General features: G+C 58.5%; 14 protein-coding genes. 7 read left to right on the forward strand and 7 right to left on the reverse strand.

The genetic code is table 11. The annotated features are described in order from the left end of the window. The first annotated feature begins 37 nt into the window (after nucleotides 1-37). Both P8K07_10935 and P8K07_10940 read left to right on the forward strand, forming a co-directional pair. On the forward strand, nucleotides 38-928 hold the full coding sequence (locus tag P8K07_10935) for an aldo/keto reductase (GenBank protein MDG1959033.1): 891 nt from the start codon (nucleotides 38-40) through the stop codon (nucleotides 926-928). Between the two features lie 163 nt (nucleotides 929-1,091). Further along, on the forward strand, nucleotides 1,092-3,248 hold the full coding sequence (locus tag P8K07_10940; protein MDG1959034.1) for a sulfatase: 2,157 nt from the start codon (nucleotides 1,092-1,094) through the stop codon (nucleotides 3,246-3,248). 55 nt (nucleotides 3,249-3,303) lie between these two features. On the opposite strand, the gene P8K07_10945 is transcribed toward P8K07_10940, so the two are convergent. Next, on the reverse strand, nucleotides 3,304-4,959 hold the full coding sequence (locus P8K07_10945) for a sulfatase-like hydrolase/transferase (protein ID MDG1959035.1): 1,656 nt from the start codon (nucleotides 4,957-4,959) through the stop codon (nucleotides 3,304-3,306). Between the two features lie 178 nt (nucleotides 4,960-5,137). Here P8K07_10945 and P8K07_10950 point away from each other — a divergent pair, with 178 nt between their 5' ends. The 3 genes from P8K07_10950 to P8K07_10960 all read left to right on the forward strand — a co-directional run bounded on the left by P8K07_10950 (nucleotide 5,138) and on the right by P8K07_10960 (nucleotide 8,399). Continuing rightward, a complete protein-coding gene (locus tag P8K07_10950; protein MDG1959036.1) occupies nucleotides 5,138-5,740 on the forward strand; it encodes a TetR/AcrR family transcriptional regulator in 603 nt (200 codons plus the stop codon). A 43-nt stretch (nucleotides 5,741-5,783) separates the two neighbouring features. Continuing rightward, the gene (locus P8K07_10955) at nucleotides 5,784-6,854 is read left to right on the forward strand and encodes an MBL fold metallo-hydrolase (GenBank protein MDG1959037.1); all 1,071 of its coding nucleotides are present in this window, start codon (nucleotides 5,784-5,786) and stop codon (nucleotides 6,852-6,854) included. 108 nt (nucleotides 6,855-6,962) lie between these two features. After that, on the forward strand, nucleotides 6,963-8,399 hold the full coding sequence (locus tag P8K07_10960) for a GntR family transcriptional regulator (protein ID MDG1959038.1): 1,437 nt from the start codon (nucleotides 6,963-6,965) through the stop codon (nucleotides 8,397-8,399). A gap of 27 nt (nucleotides 8,400-8,426) precedes the next feature. On the opposite strand, the gene P8K07_10965 is transcribed toward P8K07_10960, so the two are convergent. After that, the gene (locus tag P8K07_10965) at nucleotides 8,427-9,245 is read right to left on the reverse strand and encodes a fatty acid desaturase (GenBank protein ID MDG1959039.1); all 819 of its coding nucleotides are present in this window, start codon (nucleotides 9,243-9,245) and stop codon (nucleotides 8,427-8,429) included. 110 nt (nucleotides 9,246-9,355) lie between these two features. Between P8K07_10965 and P8K07_10970 the strand changes: the two genes are divergently transcribed. Both P8K07_10970 and P8K07_10975 read left to right on the forward strand, forming a co-directional pair. Next, on the forward strand, nucleotides 9,356-10,003 hold the full coding sequence (locus P8K07_10970) for a TetR/AcrR family transcriptional regulator (GenBank protein MDG1959040.1): 648 nt from the start codon (nucleotides 9,356-9,358) through the stop codon (nucleotides 10,001-10,003). Between the two features lie 80 nt (nucleotides 10,004-10,083). Beyond that, nucleotides 10,084-10,878: a hypothetical protein gene (locus P8K07_10975; GenBank protein MDG1959041.1), complete on the forward strand. Its 795-nt coding sequence runs from the start codon at nucleotides 10,084-10,086 to the stop codon at nucleotides 10,876-10,878. A gap of 72 nt (nucleotides 10,879-10,950) precedes the next feature. Here the strand turns inward: P8K07_10975 and P8K07_10980 are convergent, their stop codons facing one another. The 5 genes from P8K07_10980 to P8K07_11000 form a co-directional block, all read right to left on the reverse strand. Beyond that, a complete protein-coding gene (locus P8K07_10980; protein MDG1959042.1) occupies nucleotides 10,951-12,027 on the reverse strand; it encodes a zinc-binding dehydrogenase in 1,077 nt (358 codons plus the stop codon). A gap of 38 nt (nucleotides 12,028-12,065) precedes the next feature. Next, nucleotides 12,066-13,385: a hypothetical protein gene (locus P8K07_10985; protein ID MDG1959043.1), complete on the reverse strand. Its 1,320-nt coding sequence runs from the start codon at nucleotides 13,383-13,385 to the stop codon at nucleotides 12,066-12,068. 15 nt (nucleotides 13,386-13,400) lie between these two features. After that, nucleotides 13,401-14,183 carry a sulfite exporter TauE/SafE family protein gene (locus tag P8K07_10990; protein MDG1959044.1) on the reverse strand — a complete coding sequence of 261 codons (783 nt, stop codon included), beginning with the start codon at nucleotides 14,181-14,183 and terminating at the stop codon, nucleotides 13,401-13,403. 130 nt (nucleotides 14,184-14,313) lie between these two features. After that, entirely contained in the window at nucleotides 14,314-15,501 is a 1,188-nt protein-coding gene (locus P8K07_10995; GenBank protein MDG1959045.1) for a phosphotransferase, read from the reverse strand. A 253-nt stretch (nucleotides 15,502-15,754) separates the two neighbouring features. Further along, nucleotides 15,755-17,149, reverse strand: a complete 1,395-nt coding sequence (locus P8K07_11000; protein MDG1959046.1) for a hypothetical protein — start codon at nucleotides 17,147-17,149, stop codon at nucleotides 15,755-15,757. Between the last annotated feature and the right edge of the window lie 46 nt (nucleotides 17,150-17,195).

The raw sequence follows: 17,195 nt of genomic DNA on the forward strand, positions 1-17,195 counted from the left end.
TGTGGCAAGCATGGACACAGTTGCCTACAGAAGATTCATGGAACGCATCAATATCACCGAGACCCTGAGTTTCTCCCGGATCGTCTATGGCATGTGGCGAGTCGGCGACGATAGCGACACCAGCCCGGGCCATATCCGCAACAAGATTCAAGCCTGTCTCGATCAAGGCATCACGACCATCGATCAGGCCGACATCTATGGGGGCTATGCCGCCGAAGAACTGCTGGGTGCCGCACTGGCGGGCACGGACCTGCGCGATCAGATCGAGATCGTGACCAAATGCGATATTGTGGCGCCAATGGGTCGCTACGCGGATGCGCGCGGCAAATACTACGACACCAGTAGCGAGCATCTTCAGGCCTCGGTCGAGCACTCCCTGCGACTGATGGGCATCGAATACATCGACACCCTGCTGATTCATCGCCCCGATCCATTCATGGACCATCGCGACACCGGGGCCGCCCTCGACGCGCTGGTCGAATCGGGCAAGGTCCGCAGCATCGGGGCGTCGAACTTTCGACCACACGACCTCAGCTTGCTGCAATCTGCCATGGAACAGCCGCTGGTTACCGACCAGATCGAGTTGAGCGTTCTTTGCCACGAGGCATTCACCAATGGCGATCTCGCCTGCCTGCAGGAGCACGATATCCCGGCGATGGCATGGTCCCCGTTGGGCGGTGGCAAGCTCTTCGATGCGGAAAATCAACCCCTCCACCACAAGCTCAAGGAGATTGGGGAACGAACCGGGCACGACGCCTCGGGCGCAGCGATCGCATGGTTGCTCGCTCATCCAGCGCATATCGTTCCGGTAATGGGCACCAACAAGCTCGAGCGGATTGCCAAATTCAGCGAGGCTTTCGAGATCGCGATGGACCGCCAGACCTGGTTCGAAATCTATACCGCCGCGCTCGGCCACGAAGTCCCTTAGCGAGGCGACGATCCCGCAGCGGGAAGCGGGCTGCACTTTGCAAAAAGACCTTCAAAAACTGACCGCATTCGAAATGAATGCGAGAGAAGAAACAAGCTCCGTTCGTATTCGGCCGCCACAGATTGACAACAGCGCCGCTATCCTTGAGCGTTGAAGGACGGAAATGCCTGCATTGCTCCAAAATAAACCTGCATCCGACGCGAGAATCTCGCATGGGGACAGGTTCGGGCAAGGAGCCCTCACAGCGATCGTTCTCGTGACAGTTGTCGTGGTCGGCGCTATCGGCTGCGACCGGCTTCCGCTGAATCTGCCGACGAAGACAATCGAAGAAGAGACCGCCGTTCAGGCACGGTTGTGGAGCTCCGGGGTGCTCGCGAAAGGACCGCCTCCCGCCATATGCGAAGTCGACCAGGTTCGGCGACCCGCACTCGGATGCGCCGAGTCGCAGCGTTTCTTCTCAGGACTCATGAAAAGCGCCATCCCCGGGACACTGCGCATTCAGGCCAAACGGCCCCGGAACTTGAGCACGGACTACGGCCTGATTGAAACACAGATCAAATTGGCCGAGAGCCAGAACTGGGGTTCCATCCCACCGTTCGCAATCGGTCCCGAAACAGAGGTCATCACGCAGCCGATCCAATCCGGGGTCATCCGCGCAAAAAGCCATCAAGCCATCCTCACGGTGCGGCCGCTATCCTCTTCCCTGTCTCGCTGGCGAACACTTCCTCTCTGGCCACTCGAGTCGACGGTTCTGAATTTCGATCTCGCGATCCTGCCCGAAGCTTTAGCCGCAGGAGCCCGCTCCGCTCGCGTGCGTGTCTTCGCTCATGTCGCAGGAAGCCCTCGCACGCTCCTGTTTGAAAAGCTTATCAAGGCTACGCAACCTGCGGTCTGGCATCCGCAATTTGTTTCGCTTCGAGCATACGCCGGGCAGCCGACATCGCTGATCTTCGAATCCCAGCCGTGGCCCCCGGCGCCCGAAGGATTTAGTGCGCCCCTGATTGGGGCCCCGATGTTGACCTACCGCACTCAGACCCGAACACAGCCGAAGAATATCATTTTGATTTCGCTCGACACCCTGCGCGGTGATCAACTGGGCGCGAGTGTAAACGGACGTGCACTAACACCCAACCTCGATGCGTTCGGCGCGCAGGGTGCACAATTCGCACAGGCGATGACGACATACCCGTCCACGACGGCCTCGCATATGAGCATGATGACGGGGCTGTATCCGATCACCCACAACACCAATCATCCAGGCGTTTCGGTCGCCGACGATATCCCGATGATGGCGGAGATCCTTGCCGGTCGGGGATTTGCCACTGCCGCGGTGACCGAGAATGCAATGCTGGCGGCTTCGTCGGGTTTCTCGCGAGGCTTCGATTTTTACCGAGAGGTACGCGATCTCGGCATGTCCGTGGCTCAGGGGCAGATCGAAAAGACCTTCCAGTCAGGGATCGATTGGCTGGAGAAACACACCGACGAACGTTTCTTCCTCTTCCTCCACACCTATCAGGTCCATGGCCCCTACGCGCCGCCTCCCGAGTACGATATTTTCAAGGGCAATTTCGAAGGCACGAAGAAGGGAAGTTACGCCCGCCGGGCCATCGCCCAAAAGAACGCCTACGCCGGAGAGGTCCTCTACACCGATGCAGTCGTTGGTGAGTTGCTCGAAAAGCTGAAGAGTCTCGGACTGGAGGAAAACACCCTCATCATCATCACCTCGGACCATGGCGAGGAGTTCGGCGACCATGGACACATCGGACATTCCCAGACACCTTTTGAGTCCGTGATGCGAATCCCGCTGCTGATCCGAGCGCCCGGCAAGATCGAGCCGGGACGAAAAGTTCGCAGCGTAGTTTCACTCGTCGATGTGCTGCCAACAGTCCTCGATCTCCTGGACTCGACTCAGGGCGGGGCGGTGTTTGATACATCGGTCAATGCTGCTCCCTCGCCCCCGTTCCACGGGGTCTCGTTGGTGGGACTGATGCAAGGGAAACCAGGCCTCTCGCGCCAGGCCGTCTTTGCCGAAAGTCGACGCCCCGGCCATCAAAGCATCGTTGCCCGAACCAATACCCATCGCTTCATCACACCCCAAACCCAAACCGAGACGCAGCAGATCTTCGACTTGCGGGTAGATGCCACCGAGCAACGAAATCTGAAAAGCCCGGACCTTCAGGCAAAAGGCCGCCTCCTCGCGCAGCGCTACAAGGGCTTGCGGAGTCGAGAAATGAAGCCCCAGGCGGCCACGCAGAAGACGCAATCGGTTGACCCCGAGACTGCCGCAAAGTTGCGGGCTCTCGGATACACCGACCACTGACTCTCGGCCCCCCGGCCTTCAGACAGAACCCCGCAGCAGACGACCGCCGGATGCACTAATTCGACCAATAGATAAATTCGTCGTCGGGCGCGTCGGGCTGGGTGAGGTCCTTGTCGATATTGATAGGCATCGAAGCCCGACTCGGCCACGCAGGCTCGATCTGGCTGGCATTATGAACCGCCAGCGCCGCCTTTAATTGCGCCAATTTCTCGGGATTCGTCGCCGACAGGTCGTCGCGCTCATTCGGGTCGACCGAGAGATCGAAGAGCCAGTCTCTTCCGGGGGGATCGCTGACGTTGAGCTTCCAGCCATTCACGATCGCCGTCTGTGAAGTCCCGCTGCGCCAGAACAGGGACTCATGTGGCGCACCGGTCCTCTCGCCGGTCGCAAACGGGACCAGATCCACGCCATCAACAACCCGGTCGCTTGGCAAAGGAGCACCTGCGGCAGCCGCAGCGGTGCTGTAGAGATCGAAATGGTGCACCGGTGCCTCCACGACCGTTCCGGGCGTAAGATGCCCCGGCCATTTGATGAAAAACGGCACGTGAATCCCCCCTTCAAACAGTGAGATCTTCCACCCCCGGAAGGGCTGATTGACCTCGGGGATCCCGATATAATGCGCGCCCCCATTGTCTGACGTAAACATGACAATTGTGTTGTCCTCGAGGCCATTGTCCCGCAATGCTTCGAGAACCTGACCCACCCCCCGATCCAGACTGCGGATCATCGCGGCATACACTCGAAGGCGATGGTTCTCGATATGCGACAAGGCCTCGTAGTCCTCGCGAGTCGCCTGCAGAGGAGTATGAGGTGCCCAATGTGCCAGATAGAGAAAGAAGGGACGATCCTTGTTTGCCTCAATCACCTTGACCGCCTCTTCGGTGTAATAATCAGTCAGGTAGCGGTCCGGCGCGAAGTCGCTGCCCCCGTTGAACGAGGCCGCGTACCTCATTGCCGCCCAGAGAAATTTATCGATCGGGTCGAAATTCTGCTTGGAGTTCACCACCTCGGGATGGTCTTCAGGCAGGTAAAGCCCGCTCGACATCAAAAGGCTTTCCTCAAAACCCTGATCGTGCGCCCCCATCCCTCCGTTGCGGCCAAGATGCCATTTGCCGATATGCGCTGTGTGATATTGCTGCTCCCGCAAAAGCTCCGCGATCGTGATTTCCGACGGAGGCATTCCCATATCTTCATAGGGAACGGATTCCGCACCCGGGTAGACAATCGGATCTCTCAGACCTGATGCATCCCCTGCCAAACGGACCATCTCCATCATGCCGGGAGGAGTGGGTGTGAACTCGAATCCGAATCGGGTGCCATATCGCCCCGACATCAGGGCCGCTCGAGATGGCGCACAAGTCGCGTTGGCAGCGTAACCGTTGACGAAGTTTACGCCGTCGGTCGCGATCGAATCAATATTGGGTGTCGGAACCGTCCCGCCGGCGACACCGCCACCCTGAAACGTCAGATCGTTCCAACCGAGATCATCGGCAAGGATCAGAACGATATTTGGTGGCCGATCCTCGGCCACCCGCCCCGCCGGATCCAATCCCGTGCTCCAGGCGACTTCCTGAAAGGCACCGATTGGCCGCATTCCGGCGGCCACACTGACGAACTTCAAGGCAATGGCCGCTCGGTTGAGATAACCGGCCACTCCAAGAACCATTAAAACCGCAATACCGATGAATACCCGCCGAAATCCCTTGCTCATCTCTCCTGCCCTCTCCGAATTTCACACCGAAACCTACCGTCCAGACGGCCAATGGTCGTCCTCCACGATCGGATACGCTGATCCGATATGGCCATCAAGCTCGGGAGGATCCCTGTTTATTATTCGGGGCCATGTTGATTGTTTTCACTAACCCCATTTTGTGGTTGTGTCATTCAGAATGACAATAGCAGCAGAAAAAGCCATCGATGGTCGGCGAGTGCGCTCCGATCGCACTCGAGCCGCAGTCGCCCAAGCCATGCTCGACTGTATCCACGAAGGGGCGCTGCGTCCCTCAGCCAAAAGCGTCGCCGCTCGTGCCGGGGTTTCGGCTCGTGCCGTGTTCCGCCATTTTGAAAATATGGAGGCATTGATGGCCGAAACAACGCGACTTCATCTCGAGAAAATGTTGCCGCTTCTGCCACAGCCGCTCACGACAGGGCCGCTAAGTAAGCGAGTTCGCAGGTTCGTGGAACTTTGCGTAGCTTTCCTCGAACCTTCGAGGCCCATATGGAACTCGGGACGACTGAGCATGCCCTTCTCCCCCGTCCTGCAGGAGCGCCATCGAGACCTCCTTGCTATATGGGATCAGGAATTGAAGAAATCCTTCGCGTCGGAATTCAAGGCAATGACAGCAACGATTCGGAAGCGACGGATCCAGATCCTTGTGACGATGCTGGGCCATGACGCCTGGTCAGAGCTTCGGGAGGCTCAGGGCCTCTCCCTCGAGGAATCGAAGCGAACGCTTGAAGAAGCGATTCGACTGCTGCTCTCACCAAAATAATTCCGGCGAATTTTTTTCACTCCCGGTCGGAAAGGAATTTCAGATGGACTCAAAACTCTCTCGCGCAATCGCGCAACGATTCATCCTCTCGATCCTGCTCTGCAGCTCGATGGGGTGCGACGCGCTGGTGCGGCAATTCGCATCGGCGGCCGTCGCCACGCAAGCCAACACGGGCAATAGTCAAGTACTGGAAGACGATGCCATCAATATTTTCCTCTGCGGCACCGGCTCCCCGCTACCGGACGCAAGCAGTGCGGCTGCTTGTACAATCGTGATCGCCGGCGGCAAGCTCTATGTTGTCGATGTCGGCCCGGGCTCGCAAGAGGTCGCCCAACTCGGCGGGATGCCCCGGGCAGAACTCGGCGGGATTCTCCTTACTCACTTTCATTCGGACCATATCGGGGAATTGGGCGAGTGGGCGACTCAAAGCTGGATCGCCGGCCGCACCGGACCTCTGCATATCTACGGGCCCCAAGGAGTCGACCAGGTCGCGAACGGGTTTCGGCAGGCCTACCGGGTCGATGACGAATACCGCATCGAGCACCATGGCGAAGAAAATTTACCACGAGCGGCGGGCGAGTGGATTACGCATACGGTGCCCTACACCAGAGGGCCGGGCACTATAGTCCTTGAGGAGGGTGACCTCACCATCACCGCATTTGCGGTTGACCACCAACCCGTCGAGCCTGCTGTTGGTTATCGCTTCGACTACAAGGACAGGTCTGTTGTGATTAGCGGCGACACCGATCAATCGAACAACCTCGAGGCCAACGCGAAAGGAGCGGACCTGCTCATCCACGAGGTTCTTCTCAAAGAATTCATCGGCCAGTTCTCCGCAGCCCTCGGCGAGGCCGGCCTGACGCGGATGCAGACACTATCGAGTGATATTCTCGACTACCATGCGAGCCCCAAGGAGGCGGTCGCCTCCGCGCAAGCTGCGGGAGTGCAGGCTGTCGTCTTCACGCACCTGGTCCCTGCCGTGCCGGGCTTTCTCCGCTCCTGGCTCTTCCTGCGAGGCGTCGACGGTGGGTCGGTCGATGTCGTGATCGGCGAAGACGGCATGCGCATCCGCCTTCCGGCTGGCTCCGATGCCATCGAGATCGAAGAGCCCTGACGACGACCAACCCCCAACTTGCGCCAGCCCCGGGATTGCCCTTTGATGCCCTGCGATCCCCCCGCCCTTGCCCAACCTCGCTATCTGTATTACAGGTATGATACAGATATGAATCTCGTTATTGATCTCGACGCCAAAACCCCTGTACACCGTCAAATCGCCGATCAGATCCGCTTCGCAATCCAAACGGGCAAGCTGGCGCCTGGGGAAAAACTCCCCAGCTTGCGGAGCGTCGCCGCGAAAGCCGGCGTGGCCGTAAACACCGTTGCCAAGGCGTATAAAAGTCTCGAAGCAACAGGCGCGGCTCAGGCCGGACAGCGAAGCGCCTATACCGTTTGCCCAAAACCTCGCCGCACGGGACGTGCCCCCAAAGCTGACGATAGCGTGCGGTATGCCGCGCGGGGAGTTTCCGCGACAAAATCCGAAGTCCATGGCGCCATCGCCGGAATCGACAAGGGGGTCTTCCCCGGATCCTTCTGTAAAATCACGGAAGATTACCTGACCGGCGACCCGGATCTATGCAATCTGATCCACGCCGACGGAAGTGGAACGAAATCCATTCTGGCCTACCTGCACTACCGCGAGACCGGAGACCCCTCCGTCTTTCGCGGAATTGCGCAGGACAGCATCGTCATGAATCTGGACGATCTTTTGTGTGTAGGCGCGACCGGTCGCATTCTGATTTCGAGCACCATCAATCGAAATGCCAAAAGAATCCCGGGGGACGTCCTGGCGGAGCTCATCAGCGGAAACGAAGAGGTCCTGAAAATATTGCGTGGCCATGGGGTCGACATCCATAGCGGCGGCGGCGAAACTGCCGATGTCGGAGACCTGACCCCTACCGTTGTCGTCGACAGCTGCGCCACGGCCATCTTGCAAAAAAAGAAAGTGGTCACCGGCGGCCGGATCAAACCCGGACTGGCCATCGTCGGACTGGCTTCCGACGGACAGGCCGCGTACGAAACCGTGCCGAACAGCGGCATCGGCAGCAACGGCCTGACCAGCGCACGGCATGACTTGCTGAGCCCCTATTACCGGAGACACTATCCCGAAACCTTCGACAAACAGATCGACAAGGATTTGGTGTATTGCGGGCCCTACCGGCTCAAGGATCCCCTGCAAGATTCCTCCATGACCATCGGCGAGGCGCTCCTGAGCCCGACGCGAAGCTACGCTCCGGTCATCTCGGCACTTCTGAGAGATTATCCAGGTGCCATCCGCGGGCTTGTTCATTGCTCGGGCGGAGGACAGACCAAATGCCTTCATTTCGGTCGCAACGTCCATTACATCAAAGACGCCTTGATGCCGATCCCTCCCATTTTCCGCGCGATCCAACGAGCCAGTGGCACCGGATGGAAGGAAATGTACCGCGTCTACAATATGGGCCATCGGATGGAGGTCTACTGTCCCCCCTCTCAGGTTTCGAAGGTCATCAGCTGCGTCCGGGAGTTCGGCATTGAAGCTGCCCAGATTGGTCATACCGAGTCGAGCGCGTCGGGGAATCAGCTCACACTCATGCACGGCCGCAAGCGTCTACGGTACTGAGCCCCCTGTCCCGAAAGGGGCGTTGCTTCACGATCCGGCCGTGCCGAGCGTTGGCCGGGGATTGGTTCTGGAGCTTCCCGCTGCGTTGAAATCGCTGGCGGAAGGGATCAAACCAGCACGCTGAATCTCGAGAATGCCAAACTTGTCCAAAATCCGACAGATCCAATAGCCCATATCGACCTCGCCCCGCCGAAAGGAAAATTTGGCCGAGGCAGGAAACCGATGATGGTTGTTCTGAAAACCTTCGCCCAGAACCAGCCAGGCAGCCAGGTGGTTGTTACGGGAGTTGTCGGGGGTGTCGAAGTTCCGCCCGCCGACCGCGTGGCCGAACGAATTGATAATCCAACCCTGAACCGGATGGCTCATCATTCCCAGCCAGTAGCTGATGCCCAAGGCCCAATAGCCGGTCAAAGATCCGATCAGAACCGCAACCGCCATATGCGCAAGGTGCGGCAGATACCAGTGTCCGGTTCGATTCGGCCAACTCACGTCAAAATCGAGATCCTCGACGATACTCTCTACCTCCGGACGATGACGCAGGAGGCCCTTCAGAACTTTCTCGTAGGAGTGCAATTGAGCGATCAGGACGCCCCAAAAACCAACGTGGGTCGGGCTATGCGGATCCGACGGCGAGTCCGAAAATTCATGGTGCTGTCGGTGCATGCAGACCCAGGCTTTCGGATCGATCCCCGTTGTCCAGACTCCCATGCGTCCGATCCACCGTCGTGTTCCAGGCCCAAACCGGACGGCATTATGGGTCAGACCACGGTGATAAAAGACCGAGATCATTGTCATATTCGCGAGGTAGGCGATCAGGAATACAGCGATGCAGCTGAAAAAATACATATGGACTCCGTTCTATTTCGTTTGACTGCCGTTGTTACGTAACCGTAACGTTACGCTAGCGTAACTTACGTCAGCGTACTAAATTGTCAAGGATGAGCCCAAGAAAAAAAATGTCCGCCGCGGATCGGCGCGCTCAATTGGTAGAAGTTGGCCGAAAAGTCTTTGCCGCGCGTGGCTTTGAGGCGACTTCCGTTGAGGAAATCGCCGACAAGGCCGGCATTTCAAAACCGATCCTCTACCAACATTTCGGCGGAAAGGAGGGGCTGTATGCGGTCATTGTCGATCGCGAGATGGAACGTGTCCTCTCCCTGATCTCGGCCACGATCTCCTCGGGAACACCTCGCGAGCGCGTGGAGCGCTCGACGCTGGGCTTTCTGAGCTACGTCCGGGATCACCCGGACGGATTTGCCGTTCTGGCGCATGACGCTCCGGTGGGAAATCAGGAGGGATCGATGGCTTCGGTCTTGAGCGAACTCGCAGAAAAGACCTCCGCCGTTTTCGCGAAAGCACTCAAAGACTCCGGGGCCAATCCCAAATCAGCGCCCATCTATGCTCACGCTCTGATCGGGATGGTGACCTTTGTCGGGCAATGGTGGCGGGAGGTGAGAAAGCCTCCTATCGAAGTGGTCGCGAGCCATATTGCGGCACTCTCCTGGAAAGGGCTTCAGAGCCTTCCGGAAAAGCCACAACCAATTGCTCCCGAGATTCGACGCAGCCTTGCACGAAAGAGTCCCTTCCCGAGCGCCGCGGAGGATTGAAGGGCTGCGAGGCGACGCGCTCGAGTGATCCATGGTGGCCCTCCCTTTCCGCGAGCCTCGGCAAAAGTTAGAACACGTCGATGCTCCGTGATTTCGCCAAACCGCTTCACGCATTGAAACTCGGAGCGCTGATCAATCTCTATCTCCTCGCCGACACCACCATCCTTGCTGCGGGGAGCGCGAACGCCACCCTCCTCCTGCCCGCGCAGATTCTCTTTGCCGTCTCGGCCTATCGCTGCATTTTCCCCGTCCGCTACAAAGACAATATTGTCCTGCACGACTCATTTTTTTCCTCGATCTTTCTCACGCGATTTCTCGCCACCTTCGCAGAAATCGCCTTCATTTTTCAGTTCGCCAGCTTGCTGCAACGGCTGAATCTATCGGGGATCGAATGGATCGACTGGCTTTCCTGGGCCATGGTCGCACAGGTGACCGTCTCGCAGATATTTGTCTGGTGGGCGATCCTCTCTCGACAACTCGTCTTCTATTATTACGAGGAGATCGGTTGGTTTTTGATTTTCGTGGCCAATACCTTCGCAAGCGGCTGGCTCTTGGTCAGCGGTGGCCTGCCACAACCCGCGGTGGGGCTACTGGAGTTGAATCTTCTGTTTGGAGCCTTCTACCTGCCGTGGCAAGTCCTGCATATCCGCTCCCTGCGCAAGGATGCTTTCGACACGCTCCAGCCATCGGCCAGCAGTCCCGAACAACCACCCATCTCGCTTGGGCAGGGATTTTCAGAAGCTCTCTTCCAACGTCAGCGCCGAACAGATGCGACTTCCTGGGGCGGCTGGATCGGACTGGTGTGGATGGTGGGCTACTGGGCCACCCTGATTCCGCTCTGGGCCCACCACGTCGCGACCGCCGGGCTCGACTAAAAGAATAGCCGGCCCCGAATCGCTCCCGTGACTATCGGCCTCATGTACCCGCCGCGCATGCCCGCGGCTCGCCTAGACGGCGAGGGTGACCAGAGTTCGGCCGGTAGTTTCTCGATCCCGCAAACGCGAGAGCGCGCCGGGAATTTCAGTGAAGGATACGGTTTCGCCAACGACTGGCTGGATCTTGCCCGCACGCAGAAGTTCGACGATCTCGATCATGATTTGAGTGCCAAGAGCCTCCGGACAAAAGTTCCATCCCATGGCCTGCTTCAGAAAGGGCCCTGTCGCCGCATCCGCATACGCCATCAGCACGCCGCATAGCTTGAAATTCCCCGTAGCCAGCCGCCGCGGCACAATCAGTTTCTCGTCGGCACGACTTTTATCCGAAGCAAAACCCATCATCAGATAACGCCCGTTATAAGCGATGGAATTCATGGATTTCTCCATGACAGCCTCGCCCACATTATCAAAAACCACATCCACCCCGGACATCTCGGTGGCCTCGAGAACGACCGACTGAAAATCTTCTGTGTTATAGTTTATTGCGACATCCGCACCCAACTCGCGGCAGAGCTCAACTTTCAGGTCACTTCCCGCCGTCGCAAATACAGTCGCACCCAGACTCTTCGCCAACTGAATTGCGGCAGAGCCCGACCCTCCGGCTCCGGCGTGGATCAATACGGTTTCTCCGGAGGCAAGTCCTGCCCGGTCCACCAACCCAAGCCAGGCAAGGTGGTAGGGGAAATAGAGGGCACCCGCATCGGGCAATCCGATATCCTCCGGCATCTCAAATGCGGAGACAATCGGACAGATTGCAAATTCAGCGTATCCTCCGGTGGCTTGCTTCGGCATCGCGACGACCCGTCGTCCCATCCACTCCTCGGCGCCCTCACCGCAACCGACAACGACCCCGAGAACCTCCATACCGGGAGTCACAGGCAGTTCGGGTCGGGCCATCATATTCTTGCCCGTGACCCTTTCCAGATCATTGAGATTCAGCGGAATTATCTGTACCCGGACCAGAACCTCACCTGCTTCGGGTGCGGGGACCGCAATCCGTTGGAGGGCGAGCGTATCGACGGGCTCCTCACCCCATTGCGCGACACGCCAAGCCTGCATATCCGTCGGTAAATCCTGATCCATTCGCATGAGGCACCGCTATCGCGAAGCCTGCCACGTCGCCAGCCCTAGCGACAGGAATCGATACCGAGAGGAATATCCCGAGCATTCGCTACGAGCAGCCGAAGAACCTCCGGGTTCTCGAAAATATCCATATGACCGACGAACTCGAACTCTCGGATCTCGCATAGGGGGTGTGCAAGCCAGGCCTGAGGCGCCCGATTCATCCAACCGCTATCGCCCGAATCACCCGCGGCCTGAATCGTGCCCGGATAATCCTGGTAGTAGGGCTCTGCGCATAAAGGGTCCCCGCAGGTCGGGTCGACGGGCCTCTCCCTCTGAAAATCGAACCCGACCGTTGTTGGTAAATCGGTCCCGAAAACGACACGCGTCGGCACCGAAAGCGGAATATGTTCCTCCGCGCCCTTCCGAAACCAGGCCTGCCGTTCCAATGCATACCGATCGGTCGCACGAGCGACGTCCCGAGCCCCCGCCTCGCGCAACAATCGCTGCGCGTCAGATGCCCGGTATTCCTCACCTCCCCAGCGGTAGAGCACCTGGTCCCCGTAGACACTGCTTTGCAATCCAAGCGCGAGTTCGCCCACCCACGTTCTGTCCGAGGGCGCCACGACATCGTTCTTGGCGTCCCAGCTCCAGCCTTTCTGGAATGCCCAACGCAAACAATCGCTGCAGCCCGAGAACTGCCCTGCGAGGCTGAAGAACAATCCCACATGCTCCTGCAACCACTCCGGGCTCCGGGTGCGCAGGAAATGGTAAACCAGAAGGCACCCCTGACTATGGCAAGCGAGCGTCGCCTTTGTGCCGTTGGCAGCTGCCACGCTCGTCTCGATCAAGCGCTCGAGTTCGATAGCAAAATCGGTTTCGCCGGGAGGGAATCGGTAATCGTAGGGAACACATTTCAGATTCCGATTCGGAACCCACCCGGCGGAAGCCAGAATTTTCATCATCCCCAAATAACGTGGGCACTCCCGAGAAAAGTTCTGACCGATTGAAATCGGTCGGACACCAACGCCCTGCTGACTCGAAGCCACACCATCGGATGCGATGTCGAGCTTGAGCCACTCCGCGACTCGGTTCAGATCCTCCGCGCGCAGGCCACTTTGCCGGGCGTATTCCTGGGCGCTGTCCAGCGGCGGAATGAAGATCGAATTCGGATTCATGGCCGGGAGCAGAAAATCAAAGTTCGCGACTTCCCCCCGAACATCAGACACGGAAACGTGCAGCGCCCCCATCCCGTAACCAGGAACAAAAAGAATCGGGGACAGGGAATTGGACGGCCCCGACCCGCCGCCACAAGACGCCAGCCAGAAAACGGAGAACATCAAAACGCCGGGGAAACGTAAACTCTTGAGCAAATTTTTGAACATCTCGAATTTCAAATTTCAAAGACTCCAAGCCTCGGGGAGCGTCGAAAGGAGGAGGCGCAAGGCGATCACCGTAAGCACGGCCCGATAGATCCGCACAAACCATTCCTCATTCACATGAGCAAGGATCCGCGTTCCCAACCACGTCCCACCCACCACGGCCACGCAGAGCATGGCGAGAAGGCCGGACCAACTCGCATAAGCAAACCCGACGAACCCGAATATCGCTATCTTTGCGATATGGCTTCCCATTTGGGCCGCGGCCTTGCTGCCGATCAACTCGAAACGAGTCAGCCCCAAGTTCAGAAAGAAGGGTGCGATCAGGGGACCCGTAGCACCGAAAGTCACGTTCAAGATGCCCACCGCGCCGCCGAGACCAAAAAATCGCAGCTTGGGAGAGATCCGGTCCGGATGCATCCCGAGCAGCAGCCATCCCGGACGCCATGTCGCCAACAAGACGAACCCACCGATCAGAGTTCGCGCGCTGGCCGGGTGCAAATCTCGGGCGAGCTCGAGACTCCACCATCCGAGAGGCAAAAGAGGAATAAAATAAGGCCAAATCAGATACCACTGGATATGACGACGATGCACCAGGCTGCGGGAACCATTCGAAACGAGTTGCACAACGGCATGGACCGGTATCGCTGCCAACGGATCCATGAACAGGAGCATGAACGCCAGAAGAGTGATCCCGCCAGCCATTCCGACGACAGCGGACAAGGCAGAGGTTCCGATCGCGACCAGTAATAACAGGGCCGCATGCCAAATCGACAGGTCGCCCGTCCACGGGAAAGACTCCACCCAAAAGCGATCTCATACCTTCGCCACGACTGCCAGTAGATCCTCTTTTTGAAATCCGGGAGGATTTTAGGGCATGCCTCGTCTTGCGACAGGTGCTCGCCTCGCCGGACGCCATCACCGATCGCCGCGGCTAGTGCTGTGGCAATTGCTCGACCCAATCACGAAACCCCAGACGCTCCACCGCGCGTGCGCTGCGCGCGGTGATCGTGCGGACTGTGGCGTCTCGTTCGGTAAGAGAGCCAAGCCCCAGGGGCACGATCCCCACCATCAATGTCTGGTAGGTGAAGGCGCGATATTGCTCCCACGCCTCGCGGAAAGATAGCTCGACCCCGCGGCGTTGCAGCTCCTCGCAATACCCCCGAATCAATCCCTCTTCTTCTGATTCAAGTAATTCGGGATCAAGCGAATTGAGCAGGAAGTACTGCACATCACGCATTCCCTTGCTCCAATGGACTGCCTGGAAATCGATCATGCCGACCCGGCGCTCTCCACCCGTGTCGTATTCGAAGCAATTGCCGAGGTGACTGTCTCCGTGCACCAGAGTCAGAGGACCCCGATACCAGGCTCGCAAAACATCATCCCAACGCCCGAGGGCCAACCGGCAGGTATCGACGATACGTTCGGTGATCAATTCGGGTGCGGCCTTGTGTGCGGGGGCGAGCGACAGGAGATTCAACGCATGCGTCAAGGAACGCCAACGGGCTCCCGTGTAGGTATTCAAGGCGGCGGGAAGAACTTGCTCTCGCGCCGTGGGCGACCAGCCCCAAAAATGCGCGTGTAATTCGGCGAACGTACGCAGCACCCGCGCGGCTCGTTCTCGCGTAGTACCCGCTGCCATTTCGCGGTTCGAAAAGAGCTCGACGTCCGGCGCCTCACTCAGGTTTTCGAGAACCAGAGCAAAGCGGCCGCCGCGGCGCGCCGCCGCATGAACGCGCGGGGTACGGATGGGCACATGACGGGCGACTTGGGCGCAAAAAACAGTCTCCAGTTCCCAGAAGCCCAGCGTGTTTCCGAAGATGCGCGTAGCCCATTCGGCGCAGGGCAGTTTCACGTATAGCGTCCGGGGGAGACCCGGCGAGACAGTCGTATCCGCGAACTCCACCTCGAGCAAAAAGTTGATGCAATTGCTGCTCTCGAAATCGACACCAGGCAGACGCACAGCCTGAATCTCCGGCAATCGCTCGCCACCGACAGGCGCCCAGTCACTGAGCAATCGATTCAAACTGTCCGGTTCGGCTATCTGTTCTCGCGTCCGTGGCAAAGCGCGCCCAAGCGCCTCGTCGATCGAATCCAGACCCATCCGCGTAAACGAACGCACGGACCTTTGCCCCAACTGAAAAGACCCTTCCCACGGTATTGTCGGCGTTTCAGGCAAGATACTGGCTCGGGAAATTCCGCAAGGCTGACAACCGGATCATTCCGCAAAGGTCTGGGTCGCGTTGTGGCATCCAACCCTTGTCTTGCCCGAAGAGGACCGAATGGGTCAAGCTGCGACCAGGCAATTGCGCCAGAATGGGCCCTCGAGCACGGGGACAGGGCCGGAAGGCCCTGTCCCCGAAACATCCGAGCGATTAACGACAGCGCAGGGAGAGGGTGTCGCGATCGACGACCTTGCCGGCTTTCCGCGCCTTGAGGCGAATAGTGGTGCGTTTTGCTTTGGCAACCTGCACCTCGACAGCTTGCGAGCAGGCGGGACCGCCGCCCAGAATCAGATCCATATTTGCCTGCAATGCCGGGAAGCCACCGTCGCTGGTCATCTTCGGGCGCCGACGAATTTCGATGGTATCCAGATCTGCCTGACAAGCCGTATTGTCGGGATTCACCAACCCGACACAGCCACCAACAACAAATGTGCAGGTGCCGTCGGCTGCGCCGTCCCGATCACAGGACACATCACCCTCGGTGCACTCCCAGAGGTTCTTGCCACGGCCGCGGGCATTCTTCGTCTCGACACCGCCGAAGAGTGACGCGTTACAGTCACGGCGGCCACGACCAAGGCCGGTCATTCCGGCCAGCGGCGTGAGGTTGGCGACCGCGGTGCAGGGTTCGTCGGCTGGTTGGCAGTATCCTTCGACAACACCGACCTGACCCGAAATCGGATCAATCCCGATGCCGCCCGAAAAACCAAAACCGCTGGCCAGCGGGGTCGACGTCCCATTGGAATCGATCGAATCCACAATGGAGGTGAAATCGCCACCGTATCCACCCGTCAGGAGCAAGGCACCCGTTCCATCAAAGGCATGGTCCGCCGAGCCCGCGCCCTCGATCAGATATCCCACGAAAGCGAAGGTGGGCCCGGAAAGGTCCATGGAATATTCGCGGACACTTCCCGCGAAGCTGGTGGCATCGACATCGCCGACAAAGAGGTTGCCATTAGGTCCAATCTGGATGCCCGATGCATAACCGAGGTCATTGATCACGGTGGTCACGGAACCGGTTACAATATCAACCAGCTCGACAGTGCCCGGAGATCCGACGGAATTCGTAACCAGCAAGGTATCACTATCGGCCAAAACCAATCTCGAAGCATTCACGATCGATCCTGCCGCCGCAATCTCCAGGGTGCTTGCGTCCGTAGCCGTCGCCGACAGGGCATTCGGCAATTCGTAGACTGTGTCTCCGGTCGTCGAACCGGCTTGCTCGCCGCCGTTATCCACGAAGAATAGCGAGCCACTGGCGGCATCAAAAACGATTCCGGCCACAGAATTCAATTGCGTGACCACCGTGGTTTGCGTGCCGTCGGCGGCAACGCGAATAATCTGCTGGGTAGCGGCGCCAAAATCACCAATAGCGACAAAAAATCCGTTTCCGGCGTAGGCGATATCGCCAGTGGGTACCGCCGGGGAGATATCGGTTTCGCCGATCACGTATCGCTGGGATTCGAGAGTGACGGCGTCAGCAACCGTGGGGAAAAGAGAGAAAACGAGCGATAGAGCTCCAAGAGTAAAAAGTTTCAAACCAGGCATTCGGGTGTTCCTTTTAGCTGCTTCCCGCAGCGTCCGGATCTCACGA

Source organism: Candidatus Binatia bacterium (assembly GCA_029248525.1).
In the GTDB taxonomy this organism is placed as follows: domain Bacteria; phylum Desulfobacterota; class Binatia; order UBA12015; family UBA12015; genus UBA12015.